Source organism: Lachnoclostridium phytofermentans (assembly GCF_000733755.1).
Classification (GTDB): Bacteria; Bacillota; Clostridia; order Lachnospirales; family Lachnospiraceae; genus Lachnoclostridium; species Lachnoclostridium phytofermentans_A.
Window position 1 is genome coordinate 535,235 of sequence record NZ_JPOF01000002.1, and the last position, 19,549, is coordinate 554,783.

Here is a 19,549-nt window from a genome sequence, read left to right on the forward strand (position 1 = left end):
ATATATCACATCATATGTCATCTTCTACATACATTCTATTCGAATTTCATACTACATCCAACGCCAGCCCGGTAAATACTTATTCTTAAAACTTCCTTTATTATACTTACCAAACCCAAGCGGATACCCATCGACACAAACTAAAATCCATCCATCTTTACATTCCTTTTTAATCTCAATTGATTCACATTTAAGATAACGTATCACATCCTCATCCTTGGAGGAGAGATTATAGATATTATCATATTCTGAAGCTTTTAGTGCACAAGCTAATGCCTGACTTGGTTCAAATCGATTCTTTTTCATCTCTCCTAATAATAATCCAGAACGTAGAATTCGCAGTCCTTTTAAATCTACCAAGTCTTCTGGTAAAAGATAGAGACGATCTTCTTTTACTGTTATTCGATTGAGGTCAATTGGTAAGCGAAGTTTTTGAAAAAATTCCTTTGCTTCTTCCGATATCTGTTTTGTTTCCTTTGCTGGTACACGGTATGGCTCATGGTGGCTACTAGAAGCAGTTTCCTTCTTACGAAGCAGAGCCACATAGTGCCCCTCCCCTTCAATTCTCTGTGGCCATAGACGCAGGGTATGAACCAATTCCTTTGGTCCTTCTACCCATTCTGGTTTACCAAAATCAAATCCCTCATAAGAAACATGATTCCGTTCTTTCATGTTCTCCAAGCGAACCCTATCTTCTTCTCGAAGCGGATACTCTGGCTGATTCTCTAAGGAATTCCAGATTGCTGGAACTATCTCCATCTCTGGTTCTTCTTCGAGTAAAAATTTAACTGTGCCTTCATTCTCTTCTTTTGAGAAGGTACATGTGGAATAAAGCAGATATCCCCCTGGCTTAAGCATCTTTGCAGCCAATAGTATAATCTCTTTTTGTAGTTTATTATAATAATCCACGCCGTACTGTTCCCAGTTCTTCATAATGGCTGGGCTCTTTCGAAACATACCTTCTCCAGAACACGGAGCATCTACTAATATTTTATCAAAATATCCTGTAAAGGTATTGACTAGTTTTGCTGGTGCTTCACTCACTACTACTGGATTTCTAACTCCAAATAGTTCTATATTTTTTAATAGTGCTTTTGCTCTGGAATTACTGATGTCATTGGCAACTAAAACGCCCTCTCCTTGTAACTTCGCAGCTAATTCTGTACTCTTACCACCAGGAGCTGCACATAAATCAAGTACTTTATCCCCTGGTTCTACCGGAAGTAAGCTTGCTGGAGTCATAGCACTTGGTTCTTGTATATAGTATAATCCACCAAAATAATAAGGATGTCTTGCTGGCTGTTCTTTCTCTGGATAATAATAGCCATTCGGAATAAAGGGAACACGTTTTATCTCATAGGGACTTATTTTTTCAAATTCCTCATTGTTTAATTTTAGTGTATTAATGCGAAGTCCACCTCGGTGTTTTTCCTCATAGCATTTTTCATATGCTTCATATTCGTCAGAAAGCATCTCCTGCATTCTTTTTTTAAACTCTTCCGGTAATCTTATATTCATGTATTGTAACCTTTCTATTCTTATATCTTAGTAATATGACGTGCCACTATAACTATAATAAAAGGTACGCTTGCGAACTTTTTATTGTCATGAATAAGAAAAAGTACGCTTCGCGCACTTTTCCTTGTTTGAATAAAAATGCCAAAGGCTCCTTAAATCTTCTTATCTAAGGCTCTGGGCCCGATAACCTTCGGAGATAATATCAAGCTCCTTATTAAATCGTTCCAACTGTTTTAAGTCTTCACTTTCATAGATACGAAAAAATTCATCTTGAATCTTTACAACTTCTCTTTTGTTTGCTACTTTATAAAGATTCTGTATGTTAGTCAAAATATCAGCTACAATATTCGCACGGATGTTAAAAGAGTTCTGAGCATCCATAATTTCACCGCGTACAGAGGACATCTCTGCATCTAAAGTCACGATTGCTTCTGCAGCTTTGTGTAGTCTCTGACGTAAATTGTCTGGCATATTTTGCTTGTACTTATATTGTAAGGAATGTTCTACGGTAGCCCAAAAATTCATTGCTAATGTTCTTATCTGAATTTCAGCATGAATTTCTTTTGGTCCATAGAGTGTTTCAACACGATAAGAAATTATCATATGGAAACTTCGATATCCACTATCTTTTTTATGGGTAATATAGTCTTTTTCACTGACAACTGACATATCAGAACGATTTTTTATTAATTCCACTACTTTATAAATATCATCCACAAATTGACAAATAATTCGAATTCCAGCAATATCTTCAATCTTTTCTTCGATATGATCTAATTCAATTGACTTTTTCTGAGCTTTCTCAAGGATACTTGAGATCGTCTTTACCCTTCCAGTAACCTGCTCAATTGGAGAGTACATACCTGCTTTTCGATATGCCTCAATAATATGATTAAATTTCACCGTAAGCTCGTCAACAGCAAGAGCATATGGTTCCAGTATCTCTCTCCATAATTGTATTTCCATAGTGTACCCCCCTATACCTAATTACTCAGCACCAAAAATAAAAGTGTGCAGCGCTTCTACATTTTTTTGCAAATTCGGTATAATAACACTTTTTTTACTTATATACGCATCTTCAAATGCTCCATTGATTGGGATACGAAGCTGACCTAGCTCCGTTAATCCGATGTCTAGTGCTAGCTGTATATAAGTCTCAAGCTCTTTCGCATCCAAATCCGTCGTCACCATTGGTAAGCAACTATACATAAGCGTAGCTAAGTCCCAATAATTTAGTGACTTATATTTATTGAAAATAGCATCTAAAACAGTACGATGCCTAGAAGTTCTTCCAAAATCATTAAATTCTTTCGTTCCGCTGGCAACATCTCTAATTCGACAAAAACCAAGTGCTTGATTCCCATTCATATGATTAAGTCCAGCTGTTACAGTTCGATACTTAGGATTTGATATATAATTGGTAGTATTTAACCAATTTGCCTCCGTAGAGGTTAATGTAATATCAATCCCACCTAGCTTATCAATAATCTTTTCAAAATCATCAAATCCTACAAGGCAATATCCATCTAATTTTATATCAAAGTTTAACTCAATCGTGTCAAATAACATCGGTATTCCACCGACAGCATACGCAGAATTTAACTTATCATCCTGAAAGCCCGGTATTTGAACATACATATCTCTCATTAATGATGTTAATTTAATGGATTTTTCTTTTGAATTTAGCGTTGCAATCATCATAACATCCGTACGTCCTCTGGAATTTCCAGAAAAAATTGCTTCTTCTCCAAGAAGCAGAATGTTAACAGCATAATCCTCATGTCTTATCGTTCCGTCATTTGCATTTAATTGTACATCTTCTTTATTTTTCTCTATATCATCATCCGTTGGAGCATCCGTAATATCTGGAATAATCTCCACCTTATGTCCACTGCCATCGTCATAATTAAACTTAGTAGCTGCAAAATTTGCTCCAAGACGAATTAATAAATTCTGTCCTGTTTTTGTAAACAATAAGATACATCCAGAAAACAAAAGTACTCCAAGGGAAATTAAGATTGGTATCCCTATCTTTATAAATTGAATTCGTCTCTTCGATACCTTTGGGCTCTGTTCCTCTAAAGGTGATTCCATCGTTTTTTCTACTGCTAATTCTGGATCGATCTGTTTTGCTAATGATCTTGTAATCTCTGAAATAATCTCTTCCTCTTCCCTACTTAACTTGTCAGTCAGCGTCACCTCTTCCTTCGCATCCATCAATTCTTGATTGACTATGCTATGTACTGCTTTTTCATAAAGCTCAAAATTATCATTTTCTTTCTCATTGCTTTCCACAAATTCAATTGCATTTTCATGAAATGTTTTAATATTATCATACGTGCTTTGTTTTAAATCTTTTTCCCTTACGGATGCCTCTATGTCGATCCACTGTATATCCTCGTTATGGTTCAGCTCAATCTGCTCTTCTGGTTCGTCCTCTAAAAAAGCGTTCTCTAGGTTTCTTTGAAACTCCTCATCATTGGATGGGTCAAACTCTTCCCAGGGTATGTCCGTTTTTCTTTTCATAAAAGTCTCCCATTATGGCACCAACCTGCGATTTGGGCGCCAACACAATATTTTCACTCCTATAGATTGGAATATCATCCTTCGTTTTTTCAGCTTTAAATATGTAATTAGTATACCATATTTCCATTCATTTGTCCCTTTTTTTTCGAAATATGAAATATCTTTATATACATTTTTCCCAATTATAATAATATTTTCTATGAAAACTTTCCATAATCCCTAAAAAAAGCGGGGTAACTAAACTCTCGTCTAGCTACCTCACTTTTCTGTGATTTGCCTATCTTCTTATACCGAATCTAAATTCTGTATTTATTAATTCCACTAATTTCTACTTGTAGTTTAGTTTGGAGTATCAATGAGGACTTCTGGTGTAGGTGTTACTTCCTCATCTAAAAAGATGATACGGTACAATTCTTTAACATTAGCTTCAAAATCCAACAATAATACAGAACCAACTTCATTTCTTCCAGCACTATACATTCCCTCTGCAGGAATACGATGGTTTTCAATTGTAAATATTCTGTTCTCTACAATTGCCTGTAATACCGAAGATATTTCTGAACCAGTTAAATCTGTTTTAATCAATGGTAAAATCTGATCCATAATTGACATTAATTCAAATAAATTCTTTGACTTATACTCTTCAAAAATAGCATTCAATACTCGACGCTGACGAAGAGTTCTACCAAAGTCATTGTTTGCTCCTCCGAGTGTTACAACTTTTCTTACACGAGAGTATCCAAGTGCCTGATTACCATTTAAGTGGTTCATACCAGCCTTAACATTACGATATGCTGGGTTTGAAATATAGTTGGTTGTATTTAAATATCTTGCTTCTTCTGCACCAAGTTCAATATCAACTCCACCTAAAATATCGACAATGCTTTCAAAGGAATCAAAATTCACAGTTGCATAACCATCAATCTTTATCTTGAAGTTTTGTTCTACTGTTTCTACCAATAGGTCCATTCCACCAAAGGCATAGGCTGCGTTTATCTTGTTTGAATTTTTACCAGGTATCTCAACGTAACAATCTCGCATGATAGAGGTTAATTTTATTGTATTATCCTTCTTATTTACAGATGCTATCATAATGGAGTCAGTACGTCCACCACCGCCTATTTCTTCAACACCCGCAATTAAAAAGTTCGCGACATATTTTTCTTTTCTAAGATTAGGATCCGTATTTTCAAGATCCCCTTCATCATGGTCTCCAAAAATATTACTTGGTTTTTTATTCTCAGCTTCCTCATTATCAATACGCCCAGATACATAACCACCCACTGCATTATATATTAAATTACGTCCAGCTGGTGTTCCAACAATAAGGCCAACTGTGAGCAGTAATACACCTAAGATTGATAATGTTATAGTTAGTGCTTTTTTCTTGCCCTTTTTTTTAGTTTTATTATTACTCATCTCTTCCGTCGTTCCCCCTGCCTCTTGCATCAGTTCCTCGTTCACCTGTTGCTTTAACGATTCACTGATTTCACTCAAAAAATCATCTTGTGACTCCAGTTCCTCAGGCATCTCAATGCGATCCGGAAAAAAATCATCCTCCGAATCATTTCTATTATGTTGACCTCTTACTTTAACATCCTCGTCTTTCATTTCATTCCCCTGTTCCCTTTCAATCAACGAATGTTATCTTTGTAATACTTATTATGTCAATTTTTTATCTTATTTTTCTAATTAATAATTTCTTTTAAAAAAATGATAGCTTACACATAATACGACATTTATTTTAAAATGTAAAGTTAAGATTTTATGGCAAATATTAATTATCTCTGAACTAGATCACCTAAAGTATCAAATCGTAAGCCTTATCCCCTATGCTAATTTCCCAATCAAAAAGCTGCTCCCTGCCTAAAAAACAGAATGAAAATCCTTTTTTTAAGCGGGGAAAGCAGCTTCACCGATGCATATTTTCTGGTGTTTTCTTATTTTTAATTCATGTGTTGTAATAATTTTTCTATTGTCTGATAAACACGGATCGTTGATGGAATATCCAGTTGTTCCATTGGAGTATGAATATCTTTCATATTAGGTCCGATTGATATAATATCCATATCCGGTATCTTTTCACTAATTAATCCACATTCTAGGCCAGCATGTATGGACATTACCTTGGCATCCTCATGAAATAGTTCCTTGTATACCTTTAAATACAAATCTCTAAGTTTGGAATCCTTTTTATACTCCCATGCTGGATACTCCGAACCACTTTCATATTCAGCTCCTAAGAATCCAAATAAAAAGCTTAGTTTATCCGTAATAAAGTATTTATAACTACTCTTTCCACTACGAACAGAATAGTGGAAAATTGCCATCTCCTCTTCTATCGCAAAGATTCCAAGGTTTAGAGAACTTTCTACTAGTCCGGCTATCTCAGAGCTCATTACTTGAACACCATTCGGCGCTTGTAAAAGGGCAAATAATACTTTCATCATAGAGCTTGGATGTATTACCTTCGCTTTTTCTTCACCAATTATCTGACATTCAAACTTAACATTTGGCTCTGATGCTTGTAATTCCTTCTGGTATTTTCCCTCTAGTTCTTTTGCATATGCTGCTAATGCATCTGCATCTTCTAGAGAAACAATTGCTTCTGCCTGTGCGAAGCTAGGAATTGCATTGTCTTTGTCACCGCCTTTTATATCACATAAAAGGAAATCGAATTTCTCTTTTAATTCCATCACTGCTCTTGCTAACAGTATGGTTGCATTCGTACGGTTGTTATGAATTTCTGCTCCAGAGTGACCACCTTTTAAGCCGCGTACTACAAACTTAACCTTCTTTCCTTCCTTCTCTGTGTAATTAAGAGGAAGTTCAGCATAAAATCTAAGTCCACCGGCACAGCCAACCAATACAGTACCTTCTTCTTCAGAATCTACATTAATCATATAACGGCCTTTTAAATGATCAGGGTTAAGTGCTTTCGCACCATCCATTCCAGTTTCTTCATCGGTTGTAATTAGAACTTCTAACGCTGGATGCTCTAAAGATTCATCGGATAATAGCGAAAGACCATATGCTATCGCTATTCCATCATCTCCACCAAGTGTCGTCTTATTCGCTCGTATACTGTTACCTTCGACGATAAGCTCTAACCCCTCCGTTAAAAAGTCATGATTACTATCTTCTGCTTTTACACAAACCATATCCATATGTCCTTGAATCACAACTGGGGTATGATTTTCATATCCTTTTGTCGCTTCTTTATAGATAATTACATTTAATGTTTCATCTTGAACATACGCTAAGTTATGTTCTTTTGCAAAATTCACAAGATACTCACTGATTTTCTCATTGTGTCCCGATCCTCTTGGTACTGCTGAGAGTTCTACGAAGTATTTTAACACATTTTTATAATCCATACTGGATAACTGTTGATAAACGCCTTCCATCATAACCTCCATTTCTTAAAGAAGTTTATCACCTGTAGTTTCAGGTAAAACTTCTAACTTACCTATTCTTTCTAATATTTGATTCTTAAAACTAATTTTTAAAACTATGGATTGGAGCTGGTATACGACCACCACGATTTACAAAATTATCGCAAGAGAAGTTATTCACTGGCATAATTGGCGCATATCCAAGTAATCCTCCGAATTCTGCAACGTCGCCTACCTTCTTGCCGATGACCGGTATCAGACGAACAGCAGTTGTTTTTTGATTAATCATACCAATAGCCATCTCATCTGCAATAATTCCTGAAATGGTTGTTGCCAACGTATCACCTGGAATTGCAATCATATCAAGACCCACGGAACAAACACAAGTCATTGCTTCTAATTTTTCTAAAGTAAGGCAACCAGCTCTAACTGCATCGATCATACCTTGATCTTCGCTGACAGGAATAAAAGCACCACTTAATCCACCAACATAACTAGAAGCCATAACACCACCCTTTTTCACTGAGTCGTTTAATAAAGCAAGTGCTGCTGTAGTTCCTGGAGCACCCGGATATTCTAAACCGATCTCTTGAAGGATTTCTGCTACGCTATCACCTACTGCAGGAGTTGGTGCGAGTGATAAATCTACGATACCAAATGGGATATTAAGCATCTTGGATGCCTCCATCGCAACTAACTGTCCCACACGGGTAATCTTAAATGCTGTCTTTTTAATGGTTTCACAAAGAACACCAAATTCCTCTCCGCGAACATTTTCTAATGCCGTCTTTACTACACCAGGACCGCTGACGCCGACATTGATAATTGCATCTGCTTCGGTTACCCCATGAAAAGCTCCCGCCATGAATGGATTGTCATCCGGTGCATTACAGAAAATAACTAGCTTTGCACAACCAAGGGAATCTCTTTCCTTCGTATATTCTGCGGTATCTAACACAATCTGACCTAATAACTTAACTGCATCCATATTAATTCCAGTTTTTGTTGAACCAACATTTACAGAACTACATACTCTTTCTGTAACAGCTAGAGCTTCTGGAATTGATTCGATAAGAAGACGTTCTGAAGAAGTCATACCTTTTGATACAAGAGCAGAATAACCTCCAATAAAATTTACACCAACGGTATGCGCAGCTTTATCCAGTGTTTGTGCGATAGTCACAAAATCCTTTGGTGTCTTGCAGGCAGAAGCACCAATCATTGCGATCGGAGTTACCGAGATTCGCTTATTCACCACTGGAATTCCAAATTGTCTTTCTATTTTTTTACCGGTCGCAACCAAATCTTTTGCTACCATTGTTATTTTGTCATAGATATTCTGATTTAATTCCTCTAAATTACTACTAATACAATCCAAAAGGCTAATTCCGAGTGTTATTGTTCGAACATCGAGATTTTCCTTTTCAATCATCTTATTCGTTTCTAATACTTCATTAAAATTTATCATGGCGAATGAGTTCCTTTCTTATAGGTGGTGCATCATATCGAAAATATCTTCTCTTTGTGCCTTAATTACTACACCAATTTCTTTTCCAATTTGCTCTAATTCATCCGCTAACTGACTAAAATCTTTACTAGACTCGTTAGTATCTACTATCATCATCATGTTAAAAAAACCGGACACAATGGTTTGCGAGATGTCCAAAATATTAATCTTGTTATCCGCAAGATATGTACATACCTTTGCAATAATACCAACGCAGTCATGTCCTACTACTGTAATAATCGTTTTTTTCATAGTAAATCCTCCTCTAACCATATATTATTGAAACCCAAAAACATGTTTCGATAATCAAATTAATGGTGCATAAAACGCACCTAAGAATTTGCTTTGCAAATTCTTAGTTTATATAATAACCATCTCTGATGGAATATCGCGATTTGCCACTGTGATTACTGGCATCTTACTTTGATTTGTAACACTTTGTTCTACTTCACAACGTACGGTTTCATACGCTAGCTCCGCGTAATTATTCTCTTTACTCATATGCGCTAGTAACACATGTTGTAGGTCATCATGAAGTAATTCACAGATAAGTTTAGCCGAAGTCTCATTGGATAGATGCCCTCGTTCTCCAAGAATACGTTGTTTTAAATGATATGGATAACTTCCCACCATTAACATATTAACATCGTGGTTTGCTTCTAGATAAAGTACTTCCGCCCCACATAGCTTTGATATGGTATAACTGTCATAGGTTCCAAGATCGGTAGCCATACCTATCTTATGACCACCGTTGGTAAAAGTATAACATACTGGATTACTTGCATCATGAGATATTGAGAACGGCTCCACTAAAATATCACCAATTAAAAACTCCTCATCCGGTTTCACAAAATGAAGCTGACCCTCCTCAATTCTACCCACACTACTTAATCGAAGCATTGCATTGATTGTCTCTACTGTACCATAGATTGGTAGTTTATATCTTCTTGCTAAAACACCAATACCTTGGATATGATCGGTATGTTCGTGGGTGATTAAGATGCCGTTTAAAGAATTAGGATCCACACCGGCAGATAATAGACCACTTTCAATTCTCTTACCGCTAACTCCTGCATCCACCAAAAGGTTTGTCTCATTGCTGCCTATATAAATACAATTGCCACTGCTTCCACTGGCAATGCTACACATCTTCATAGTATTCATCCTTCCTGTCGTAACCAATAACGCCTTTCAATTGTTGTTTAGTATATATCAATTTTCGGGAAATAGCAAGAAAAAGGGAAGTGCAACTTGATTTTTTAGAATCTAGTCACAACTCCCACTCGTTTCCTTATTCTTTCTTACATAATCTTGCACAATGTCATTATCTACCGTGATACTATTACGACCATTTTGCTTGGAATAATACATTGCTCCGTCTGCTCGGTTTAAAAGTTGCTGACAACTTCTACTCGTCTCCGGATAAGAACTTATACCAACACTAACTTTCACATTGATCTCATCCTCATTAAAATAAAGGACTGTAGAATCAATTGCTTCCTTTAATGAGATTATAATATGGTAGAAGTCTGATATTTCTATATCTGGTATCACTATAACAAATTCTTCTCCACCGTATCTTGCTGCGATACCATGATAATAAGCTGCTACCTCCGACATCTTCGACGCAACCATTTTTATTACTTCATCGCCAAAAAGATGCCCATATGTATCATTGATTTTCTTAAAGAAATCAATATCAAGTAAGGCAACCGATAATGATTTTTTCTGTTCTCTCGCACATTTTGTATACTGTTCCAGAATAACATTTAACTGTCCTCGGTTATAGATTCCAGTTAAACTATCACGGATTGCCATCTGTTGCATCTTGCTATAAAGGCTCGCATTATGGATAGCAACCAAAAGCTGAACCACTACCGTTTCAAAGAACATGATATTCTCATGAAAGTACTCAAACTGAGAATGTCCACATAATAAAGCTCCAATCACCTTTTTCTCTCGAACTAATGGTACAATAAGTAAGGAATTCACCTTGTGATCCATAAGAAAAGAGTAAGCTCCAGGCTGCACCTCATTATCAATATAACTGCCTTCTGCCTTCATATATTCTTCGATGCATCCTTGCTCAATGCGGTCGCTCATCCGTTCATAAAAATCTTTTCCAAGTCTGGTATGTATTTCATAGGTAACCTGCTCATTACCCGCAATCTCAGGTTCTATAATAATAGTGCATACATCTAGCCCCATTGCTTCAAAAATAGCTTCTGTAATGAGCTTCATCAGATTCCCAATCTCTAGCTCTGTTGAGATGTATCGAATGATCTGGTATAAAGTCTGGGTTTCTGTATTAGCACTATTAATTTTATGATAAGCAGTTTCTAGTTTAATCTTTTGAAAACCTAATTCTTCATTTGCTTTACGGAATTTCTCCTGCTGGTTTCTAAGTGCTTCATTCGCCTCTTTTGTCTGCTCTGAGAAGCGGCGTAATTCAAAAATTCGCTTATCTGTAGCAATTAGGACCTCACTAATTAAAGCGGAAATCAGCATTACCAAAAAGATAAGGGAAAGGTAGGCACAAACCATACCAAAAAACTCTGCTTGCTCTCCAGGATCTATCAGTAACATTAAGATTAAGTAAATAATTGCTGGTAATGTCATGGTTGTTAATGAAATGGCCCTAGAGTAAACATCTAAAAAGTCAGTTAACATCAGTAACTGTAACATTACAGAAATAAGCTCTATTCCAAAAAACATTGAATTTACCGAGCCAAGGGTAACAAAAAAACAGATTGAAAATGATACCAACTCGATTAATCGAAGAATTATCCATGGGATCTTTTCTTTAAATAGTTTCGTATGCTCTGCTAAGATGTCTATAATAAGAGCAACTGAGGTTATGAATAATACCCATCTTCCATGCTCTGATGAATCACCAATCAATTGAATTAATGTAAATAACCAGAAGACCAAGGTAACTAACACAAGGCCTCTGGAAAATTTCTTCCGAAATACAAGTAGATCGTCGCTCATCCGTTCCTTCTCCTTCCGGACATCTGTGATAGCTTACTTTTCCCAGTACATTTCTATTACATCCTGTTCTTTTAATGGACTTATAAATTCCGCCTCATCACCATTGATTTTTAGTACCACTTTGCTTCCCCTAGCTGTAGTCAAATCAAAGGAGTAGACATCTAAGATATCTACTAGTATATATTTTTCCTTTCCGCTTAATGTAATTGATGAACCATTGACATAGACTATCATGTTAAAAGCATTCTCAACTTTTATCTCTTCCACTTTTTCTTTCTTACCAGAAGAAGTAGTGACTTCTTCTTCCAAAGGTACTTCATACAAAGAATCATCCTCCATGGAAGAAAATTCTTTGATTTCCTCCTCTGATACCATAGCTGCAACTTCTTCATAAGAAGAGGCTATATCCTCATGTAGTGGATAATAAATAGTGAAATTTTCATAAACACGGTCTTGTGGCTTGGCAGACTGATGATTAATCTTAATTCCCTCACGATAAGGTAGGTCCATAAATTCCAATAACTGTTCTAATGTATAATGATTAATGAGTTCCAATCGGTCTCCATCCGTAATCTGGTAGGTATCTGATACCAATATCCCATTTGCAAGTACATATTTCGGACATATGACTTCTTTATGATTGACTGCAAATGTTATTGTACTTTTATATTCAGGAAGCTTAGCTACGATAAGTGTTGCATCTGCACCTGATGTTGATTCCGTGATTTGAATAATATCATTTTGAGTAATGGAAGCATTCAAACTAACTTGCTTACCATTTAAAATTATGATTGCGCCTTCTCCCGCTTCCCCACGTGCGAGACGTTCACTTCCGTTAATGGTATAGTGTAGAGCTTTTCCTCTCCGAGGGAATAAAGATTCATTCGGAAAGCCAATGGCAAGTGCAGCATCTACAATAGTCAAATGTGTATTATCATATAATTTAACCCGCTCACCATTTACCATGACATAAATAAAGTTGTTACGGTTCTCATAGTAGTTTAAACAAATACCGATAGGAGTTACTAACAAAGGATCCTTCTTAATCTCTTTTTGTACGAACTGAACCATATTAAGAACTTCTTCTCCGCGAAGAGCAACTCTTTCTTTCGGCAATTTAAGCTTTGACGATAATGCCTCTACGAAATAAGGAAGTTTACCACCTCCGCCAACCACAAAAACAGCACTCACAGATTTTCCTCCATTCAGATATAATATCTGATCTGCGATCTGAGCAGTAATATGATCAATTTCTTCTCTGGCTGCCTCGTAGATTTCTTCTCTGGTAACTTTATTCGAAAGCCCCATGATATCTTTATAGGAAACGGTCTTTTTCTTAAGAGCAGAAGTTTTCATCGTCTCTGCCGTTTTAAAATCAACCAAATAGCGTTGCATTAAAGTATTGGTTAATGCATCCCCAGCCATTGGAATCATTCCATAAGCTATAATACTACCATCCTTTGTAATACAGATATCGCTTGTCCCAGCACCAACATCGATTAATGCAATGTTTAATAAACGAAACTTTTCTGGGATTGCAACATTAATCGCGGCAATCGGCTCTAGGGTTAAATTTACTACTTCAAGCCCAGCTTTCTCCACTGCAGCATACAAACCTTCAATTACTTCATCCGGCAAAAAGGTCGCAAGTAAATCTGCTCCGATTTTGGTTCCTTTATGATCCTCCAGGCTTGTCATAACATAATCATTGAGATAATATCTCACTACGCTGTAACCAACACAGTAAAAATTTCCCTCCCCTGAATTAATTTCCTTGCGAAGTTCTTCGTATGCTTTTTCTACTCCGTTTAGTTCTAGTGTTCGTATCTGTTCTTCTGAAATTCTTCCTTCATTGATAAGGTTATACTCTGCCTTTACGGTAACTGTTTTAAGCACACGCCCCGCCGCTGCAATACATACTTCCTTTAATTTTCTACCAAGTTGCTTTTCTAAATCTTTTTTTACTTCTCGTATGGTTTCCGCAACTTTATTGATATCGTGTATCTGACCATCCAACATGGCTCTGGTCTCATGATATCTGATAGACTGCGAGACAACGATAAAATCATGCTCATTTTGCTTATACCCAACGGTACCGACAATACTTCTTGTCCCGATATCAAGACCGAATACCATATTTTCAGGATATGTAATCGCGTCCATGTTGTGATTCCCCCTCATATAATCTATTATAAATTAGGTACAATGTCCTATTTTCTTGATTTTAAGCATATTTAAAACAGAAGTTGCCAAGCAATTTCTGTTTTAGAATACACTATCTACCTAAAATGATACTTCTTACCTATATTATATCACAGCTAGTGTTTTTTTGCCAATAAGGTTTGGGCGATTTCATAGAAAAATCTAAAGATTTCCAAGTCATGTTGATTTAGCGTGGAAGTCCCCTATTGAAAGAAAAGGGTGATCTGTATGGAGGTTATTTATATTTCTAAACAAGAAAAGCACGCTTTGCGAAATTTTCCTTGACATGAATAAAAATGACCAAATGAAGAACTTTTCACTAGCAGTCTCTTCCATGAAGAACTATTCTCTAGCAATCTCTTCCATTTGGTCATCTTAATTCATCTTTATTTTACTTTTCGCCTTTCGATTCATCTTTGTGTTACTTATCGTCTTTTATATTCTTCTTTAAATAGCCTTCACATTGAATCTTTAATTCTTCAGGCGAAATATCATTCCCATTCTCAATAATCACAGTGCTATTCCTTAGAAAATAGTCCTCCGATTTTTGTTTTTTCATAATAGACTCTATTTTCTCCTCAGAATATCCCCTTGATTCTTTTAGTCTCTTAATTCGATCTAATCTAGGAGCATGTACATACCAGATTTCATCGCAAAAATCTTGATAACCTGCCTCAAACAAAAGCGCAGTCTCCACGATTATGGCAGAATATTGTTTCTCCTTACCCTTCACAACATTAATCTGATGTAATACCTCTTGATGAACATTAGGATGTGTTAATGAATTTAATAGCTTCACAAGTTCTTCCTGTTGAAAGATTATTCTTGCAAGTTCTGCTCGATTAATCTCTTCATTCTCATCTAAAATCTGAGTACCGAACTGCTTCACAACCTGCTCATAGGAACAACCACCTTTTTTCATCTGGTCTCTTGCAATATCATCCGTGTAAATAATATACGCCAAGAATTCCTTTTGAAGAAGATCCGCAACTCTTGATTTTCCACTGCCAATGCCACCGGTAAGTCCTATCACTTTCATCATAATCCTCTATTCTGACGCTGTAACGTCGGTTAATAAAAGGTTAAAAACTTGGTTTTTAACCTTTTATTTGTATTTATTTATTTTGCCTCGTACCAGTTAGTTCCTTTTGTTACCGAGACTTCTAGAGGAACAGAAAGACGTGCAGCTTGTTGCATTTCCTCTTTCATAATCATTGCGACTTCCTCTACTTCCGATTCATGAGTTTCTACAAGCAATTCATCATGGATTTGTAGCAACAATCTTGATTTTAAGTTTCGTTCTTTAAGTGCTTGATTTACATGAATCATAGCAAGCTTCATGATGTCTGCAGCAGTTCCTTGAATTGGCGAATTCATTGCTATTCTCTCTTCGGCTGAGCGTTTCATAAAGTTAGTATTATTAAGGTTTGGTACTGGACGAATTCTTCCGTATAAGGTCTTTACAACCCCTGTTTCCTTTCCTTCCTCAATCAAGCCATCCAGATATGTTTTTACTCTTGGATAGGTCATAAAATACTTACTAATATATTCTTCCGCTTCTTTCCTGGTAATATCTAAGTCTTGTCCCAAGCTAAAGGAGCTGATACCATATACAATACCAAAGTTTACTGCTTTCGCATTACTTCTTTGTGCACTTGTCACCTCATCAAACGGGGTATGGAAAACCTCAGAAGCTGTTAAACGATGAATATCCTGAGCTTGACGATATGCATCAATAAGTCGTTCATCGTTTGACATATGAGCAAGCAAACGTAGTTCAATCTGGGAATAGTCTGCATCTAAGAATAAATAACCATCCTCTGGGATAAATACCTTTCTAATTTTTCTACCAAGCTCCATACGAATTGGTATATTTTGAAGATTCGGTTCTGTACTACTTAATCTTCCAGTCGCTGCAATGGTTTGATTAAAAGTACCATGAATTCTGCCATCCCCTTCTACATACGTTGCAAGCCCATCTGCATAAGTCGATTTTAATTTTGTTAGTTGACGATACTGTAAGATTAATTTGATTACAGGATGCTCACTACTTAACTTTTCTAACACCTCAGCAGAAGTAGAATAACCAGTCTTAGTTTTTTTCCCATATGGTAAACCTAATCGCTCAAATAAGATTTCTCCTAATTGTTTTGGTGAATTAATATTAAATTCACCACCCACCATTTCATAAATTTGTTTTTCAAGCTCTATGATACTAACTCCAAGCTGATCTCCATAAACCGCTAGCCCTTTCGTATCAACACGAATCCCTCTTTGTTCCATATCATATAATGTATAAACAAGTGGCATCTCAATCCCCTCAAATAATGGAAGCAGCCCTCGTTTAGTTAATTGATTTATTAAAGCAGGATATGCATGATGCGCTACAAAACTCTCGTAGCATGCTGCTTTTTTATACTGCTCTTGATCTAGTAAGAATAGCGAAACATAGGTTTGTCCACCGGCTACCTCTTTCTCGCTTGGCAGCTCAAGTTCTAGATATTTCTCTGCCATCGTTTGATATTCATAAGTGCTTGCGTCTGGCTCTAATAAATATCCAGCTATGCTTACATCAAAACAAGTACTTTCCTCTTTTGCTTTTAGATATGGCAGGTATTTTTTAACGTCAAAGATTGCAAGTGTTATCTTTTTTTCAAGAAGTTCCTTAAGCTTTGTACTTATAAAATCTGAAGTGATAAACCCTTCACATGGAATGATAAAAGAAGCTTCTTGCCCATAATAAATAGATACACCAACGAGAGTCTTATCCTCTATTAGTAGCTTAACTCCAACTGCATCATTCGAATTATATTCTGGTTTCTTAACCTCTGAGATAGTAATATTACTACCTTCTTGATTATCATTTTTATTTGTCTTTGATTTCTTTGACTTCTTCTGGTTCTTCTCCCATAATTTAATCAATTTTTGAAATAATGCTTCTGCTTCTTCTAAATCAGAAGTGATTTTAATCTTCTCTTCCTCAAAACTTAGTGTATCACTTGGTTGTGCTTCATCCGCTGTGTTTACCATTTTTAACGTCTTAAATTCTAATTCATTAAAGCACTTCTGTGCTTTTTCTGTATTGATTTGAATTCTTAACTGTTCTAGATTAAGATCCTTTAACTCAATATCTTTCTTTATGGTGGCTAATGTTTTACTAAGCATAGCAGCCTTTTCTCCCACAAGCTCAGTATCACTTATCTTTAATAACGCATTGATTGGTGACCTCTTGATTCCAAGTGTTTTCCAATACTCATTGATCTCTTTTTTACCTGCTTCATCTAACTGATTAAGCACCTCATAAAGATGCTCCACCGTCTTATATTCTTTAATTAAAGCAACCGCAGTAGCTTCTCCTACTCCTGGTACACCCTTTATGTTATCAGAGCTATCCCCTTGAATTCCTTTTAGCGATGGAACCGAAGATGGTAAAATTCCGAATTCCTTCTCGACTAACTCTGGTGTAAACACAAATGTACGATCTGGAGCGTTCACTTCTTTCTTGCTTAAACCGTATTTTTCATATAATTCATCCGTTTTTTTTGCAGTACTGTGAATTAGCCAAAGGTTTGTCCGCTCGGTAATCAATTGCAGGTAATCATTATCCTTTGTCATGACACGAATTGGAACTTCCTCTTCAAACATTTGACATAAGGTTCCACTAAAATCATCTGCCTCATATCGTTCATCCATGAACTGAACAACTCCCATTTCATCTAAAACTTGTTGACAAAGTTTGAATTGATCCTTTAACGGCTCTAATGTTTCACCACGATTTCCTTTGTAATCTGGATATATCTCTCTTCGAAATGTATTACGACTAATATCCCAAGTCACCGCCAAATAGGTTGGCTTTTGCTCTTTCATAATCTTTAACAAGGCTCTTAAGAAACCATATACTGCATTTGTATAGATCCCTGTCGATGTCTGCATTATCTTTGGAAAATACTTTTCTTTTTCCTCTGTCGTTTTTGCAAACATAATTTCCTTTGGTAGATTCCCAAAAAACTGGGTAGATAGAAGGCTGGAACCATCGATTATCAATAAGTAATCATCCTGCTTTTTATCCATATTGTTGTTTATTATTTCACTCATATTAACCTCTATTCTAGCGCTTTCGCGCCCTACTAATCCTTATGATACTCTAGTGAGAACTCTCTTTATCCTCTAATTCTTTTTGCTCACGCTGACGTACAAATATCGGACGTACTACCTCGTATTCTTCTCGATTCTTCCGATAAAATTCAAGTCTACCTGCTTTTACTTTCTTTACGTATTCTTTCGCCATCGTATCATACTCCGTACGAATTCGAAACATCGGGTCATATCTTCTTGGAATTCCTGAGTATCTCAGTACATATGGAGGTTTTGTCGGAGCCACAGGAATTTCTGACAGTTTACGAATCGATAAACTAGAGACAATGATTACTCCAATCATGACAAACACAAATTCAATTCTCCGTTTTACTTTATTTAACTTATTTCTTCGAATATGTTCTTCACAATTACGGATTTTAAGATTCAAATCCTCCGTAAAATTATTCGACATTTCCTTATCTTCATCTAATAGTTTAATTGCGGTCAATAAGGCGTAGTATACCTCTAATTCTTCTCTACACTCCGGACATTCTTTTACATGAGCAAGGAATCCTTCTAATTCGGTCATGCTAAGCTCATCTTTTATGAATGGTGTTATTAATCTTTGCGCATTCAGGCAATCCATGACCTTATCTCCTCTCTCTACATTACTAAGCTCTTTTAGAATGCCAACTGCTTCCTAAAAATATATTCCTATTCTACACTGATTTTTCGTAAAATGCAAACTTTAACCTAGGGTGGTTACTGCAGATTACTACACACGTTAGAAACAAAACAGCCCCATCTCTTGTAGTTTTCCTCTAGATTTTTCATTTTTTACAACAATTTATTCAATTTATACTTGCATTCTACCCAGCAATGTGATAGAATAATCTTCGCTAAGTCGGTGACTTAGAGTGATTGAACTTCAATTCAATAGTTTGCATTAGTGGCGGAACGGCAGACGCAACGGACTCAAAATCCGTCGGGGGCAACCTCGTGTGGGTTCAAATCCCACCTGATGCAGTAAACTTAAGAACTTAACAACTTCTAATTTTATTGAAGTTGAGAGGTTCTTTTTTCATTTCTCCTCCATTTTATATTTCCTCTTCTATTACAAAAAAAGAGCCTCTCTATTGAGACTCTAACAGATTACATTTCTCACCCTCCACCCATAGGGCTGTTTTTCATATCACTAACATCATAAGTTTTTATACTAAGCTATTCAACAAGAAAAGTATGATTGGAATTTTTTCCCTTGTTGTAAACAAGAAAAAGCACGCTTTGCGAACTTTTCCTTGTCATGAATTAAAAACTACCAACTGTAAAATGC

The 19,549-nt window shown here is 36.2% G+C and carries 13 protein-coding genes and 1 tRNA gene; 1 reads left to right on the top strand and 13 read right to left on the bottom strand.

Annotation, left to right across the window (positions count from 1 at the left end):
- Positions 1-51: 51 nt before the first annotated feature.
- From CC92_RS0104995 to CC92_RS20735, 13 genes are all read right to left on the bottom strand, one after another.
- Positions 52-1,512, bottom strand: coding sequence for an RsmB/NOP family class I SAM-dependent RNA methyltransferase (locus CC92_RS0104995; protein ID WP_029504092.1), 1,461 nt, complete (start codon positions 1,510-1,512; stop codon positions 52-54).
- 168 nt (positions 1,513-1,680) lie between these two features.
- Complete coding sequence (locus CC92_RS0105000; protein WP_029504090.1) at positions 1,681-2,484, bottom strand: GTP pyrophosphokinase; 804 nt, start codon at positions 2,482-2,484, stop codon at positions 1,681-1,683.
- Between the two features lie 21 nt (positions 2,485-2,505).
- Positions 2,506-4,044 carry an LCP family protein gene (locus tag CC92_RS21445; RefSeq protein WP_051650831.1) on the bottom strand — a complete coding sequence of 513 codons (1,539 nt, stop codon included), beginning with the start codon at positions 4,042-4,044 and terminating at the stop codon, positions 2,506-2,508.
- 339 nt (positions 4,045-4,383) lie between these two features.
- The gene (locus CC92_RS20730; RefSeq protein ID WP_051650830.1) at positions 4,384-5,655 is read right to left on the bottom strand and encodes an LCP family protein; all 1,272 of its coding nucleotides are present in this window, start codon (positions 5,653-5,655) and stop codon (positions 4,384-4,386) included.
- A 335-nt stretch (positions 5,656-5,990) separates the two neighbouring features.
- The gene (locus CC92_RS0105020; protein WP_051650829.1) at positions 5,991-7,451 is read right to left on the bottom strand and encodes an aminoacyl-histidine dipeptidase; all 1,461 of its coding nucleotides are present in this window, start codon (positions 7,449-7,451) and stop codon (positions 5,991-5,993) included.
- Between the two features lie 91 nt (positions 7,452-7,542).
- Positions 7,543-8,907: a PFL family protein gene (locus tag CC92_RS0105025; protein WP_029504084.1), complete on the bottom strand. Its 1,365-nt coding sequence runs from the start codon at positions 8,905-8,907 to the stop codon at positions 7,543-7,545.
- A gap of 18 nt (positions 8,908-8,925) precedes the next feature.
- Complete coding sequence (locus tag CC92_RS0105030) at positions 8,926-9,198, bottom strand: ACT domain-containing protein (protein ID WP_029504083.1); 273 nt, start codon at positions 9,196-9,198, stop codon at positions 8,926-8,928.
- Positions 9,199-9,306: 108 nt separating this feature from the next.
- Positions 9,307-10,101 (bottom strand): MBL fold metallo-hydrolase, encoded by a 795-nt coding sequence (locus CC92_RS0105035; protein ID WP_029504081.1) that lies wholly within the window; start codon positions 10,099-10,101, stop codon positions 9,307-9,309.
- Positions 10,102-10,212: 111 nt separating this feature from the next.
- A complete protein-coding gene (locus CC92_RS0105040; RefSeq protein ID WP_029504080.1) occupies positions 10,213-11,937 on the bottom strand; it encodes a sensor domain-containing diguanylate cyclase in 1,725 nt (574 codons plus the stop codon).
- Between the two features lie 33 nt (positions 11,938-11,970).
- The gene (locus CC92_RS0105045) at positions 11,971-14,100 is read right to left on the bottom strand and encodes a cell division FtsA domain-containing protein (RefSeq protein ID WP_029504079.1); all 2,130 of its coding nucleotides are present in this window, start codon (positions 14,098-14,100) and stop codon (positions 11,971-11,973) included.
- Positions 14,101-14,560: 460 nt separating this feature from the next.
- Positions 14,561-15,178 carry a dephospho-CoA kinase gene (coaE, locus tag CC92_RS0105050; protein WP_034218469.1) on the bottom strand — a complete coding sequence of 206 codons (618 nt, stop codon included), beginning with the start codon at positions 15,176-15,178 and terminating at the stop codon, positions 14,561-14,563.
- An 80-nt stretch (positions 15,179-15,258) separates the two neighbouring features.
- Positions 15,259-18,234, bottom strand: a complete 2,976-nt coding sequence (gene polA, locus CC92_RS0105055) for a DNA polymerase I (RefSeq protein ID WP_051650828.1) — start codon at positions 18,232-18,234, stop codon at positions 15,259-15,261.
- Positions 18,235-18,283: 49 nt separating this feature from the next.
- Complete coding sequence (locus CC92_RS20735) at positions 18,284-18,862, bottom strand: anti-sigma factor family protein (RefSeq protein WP_034218467.1); 579 nt, start codon at positions 18,860-18,862, stop codon at positions 18,284-18,286.
- Between the two features lie 297 nt (positions 18,863-19,159).
- Between CC92_RS20735 and CC92_RS0105065 the strand changes: the two genes are divergently transcribed.
- Positions 19,160-19,242, top strand: a tRNA-Leu gene (locus CC92_RS0105065).
- The last annotated feature ends 307 nt before the right edge of the window (positions 19,243-19,549 follow it).

Excerpts from the sequence above, each read along its gene's own strand:
- CC92_RS0105020 (WP_051650829.1), bottom strand. The coding sequence starts at position 7,451 with ATGGAAGGCGTTTATCAACAGTTATCCAGTATGGATTATAAAAATGTG.
- CC92_RS20735 (WP_034218467.1), bottom strand. The coding sequence starts at position 18,862 with ATGGATTGCCTGAATGCGCAAAGATTAATAACACCATTCATAAAAGAT.
- coaE (WP_034218469.1), bottom strand. The coding sequence starts at position 15,178 with ATGAAAGTGATAGGACTTACCGGTGGCATTGGCAGTGGAAAATCAAGA.
- CC92_RS0105030 (WP_029504083.1), bottom strand. The coding sequence starts at position 9,198 with ATGAAAAAAACGATTATTACAGTAGTAGGACATGACTGCGTTGGTATT.
- CC92_RS0105035 (WP_029504081.1), bottom strand. The coding sequence starts at position 10,101 with ATGAAGATGTGTAGCATTGCCAGTGGAAGCAGTGGCAATTGTATTTAT.
- polA (WP_051650828.1), bottom strand. The coding sequence starts at position 18,234 with ATGAGTGAAATAATAAACAACAATATGGATAAAAAGCAGGATGATTAC.
- CC92_RS0105040 (WP_029504080.1), bottom strand. The coding sequence starts at position 11,937 with ATGAGCGACGATCTACTTGTATTTCGGAAGAAATTTTCCAGAGGCCTT.
- CC92_RS0105045 (WP_029504079.1), bottom strand. The coding sequence starts at position 14,100 with ATGGACGCGATTACATATCCTGAAAATATGGTATTCGGTCTTGATATC.
- CC92_RS0105000 (WP_029504090.1), bottom strand. The coding sequence starts at position 2,484 with ATGGAAATACAATTATGGAGAGAGATACTGGAACCATATGCTCTTGCT.
- CC92_RS21445 (WP_051650831.1), bottom strand. The coding sequence starts at position 4,044 with ATGAAAAGAAAAACGGACATACCCTGGGAAGAGTTTGACCCATCCAAT.
- CC92_RS20730 (WP_051650830.1), bottom strand. The coding sequence starts at position 5,655 with ATGAAAGACGAGGATGTTAAAGTAAGAGGTCAACATAATAGAAATGAT.
- CC92_RS0105025 (WP_029504084.1), bottom strand. The coding sequence starts at position 8,907 with ATGATAAATTTTAATGAAGTATTAGAAACGAATAAGATGATTGAAAAG.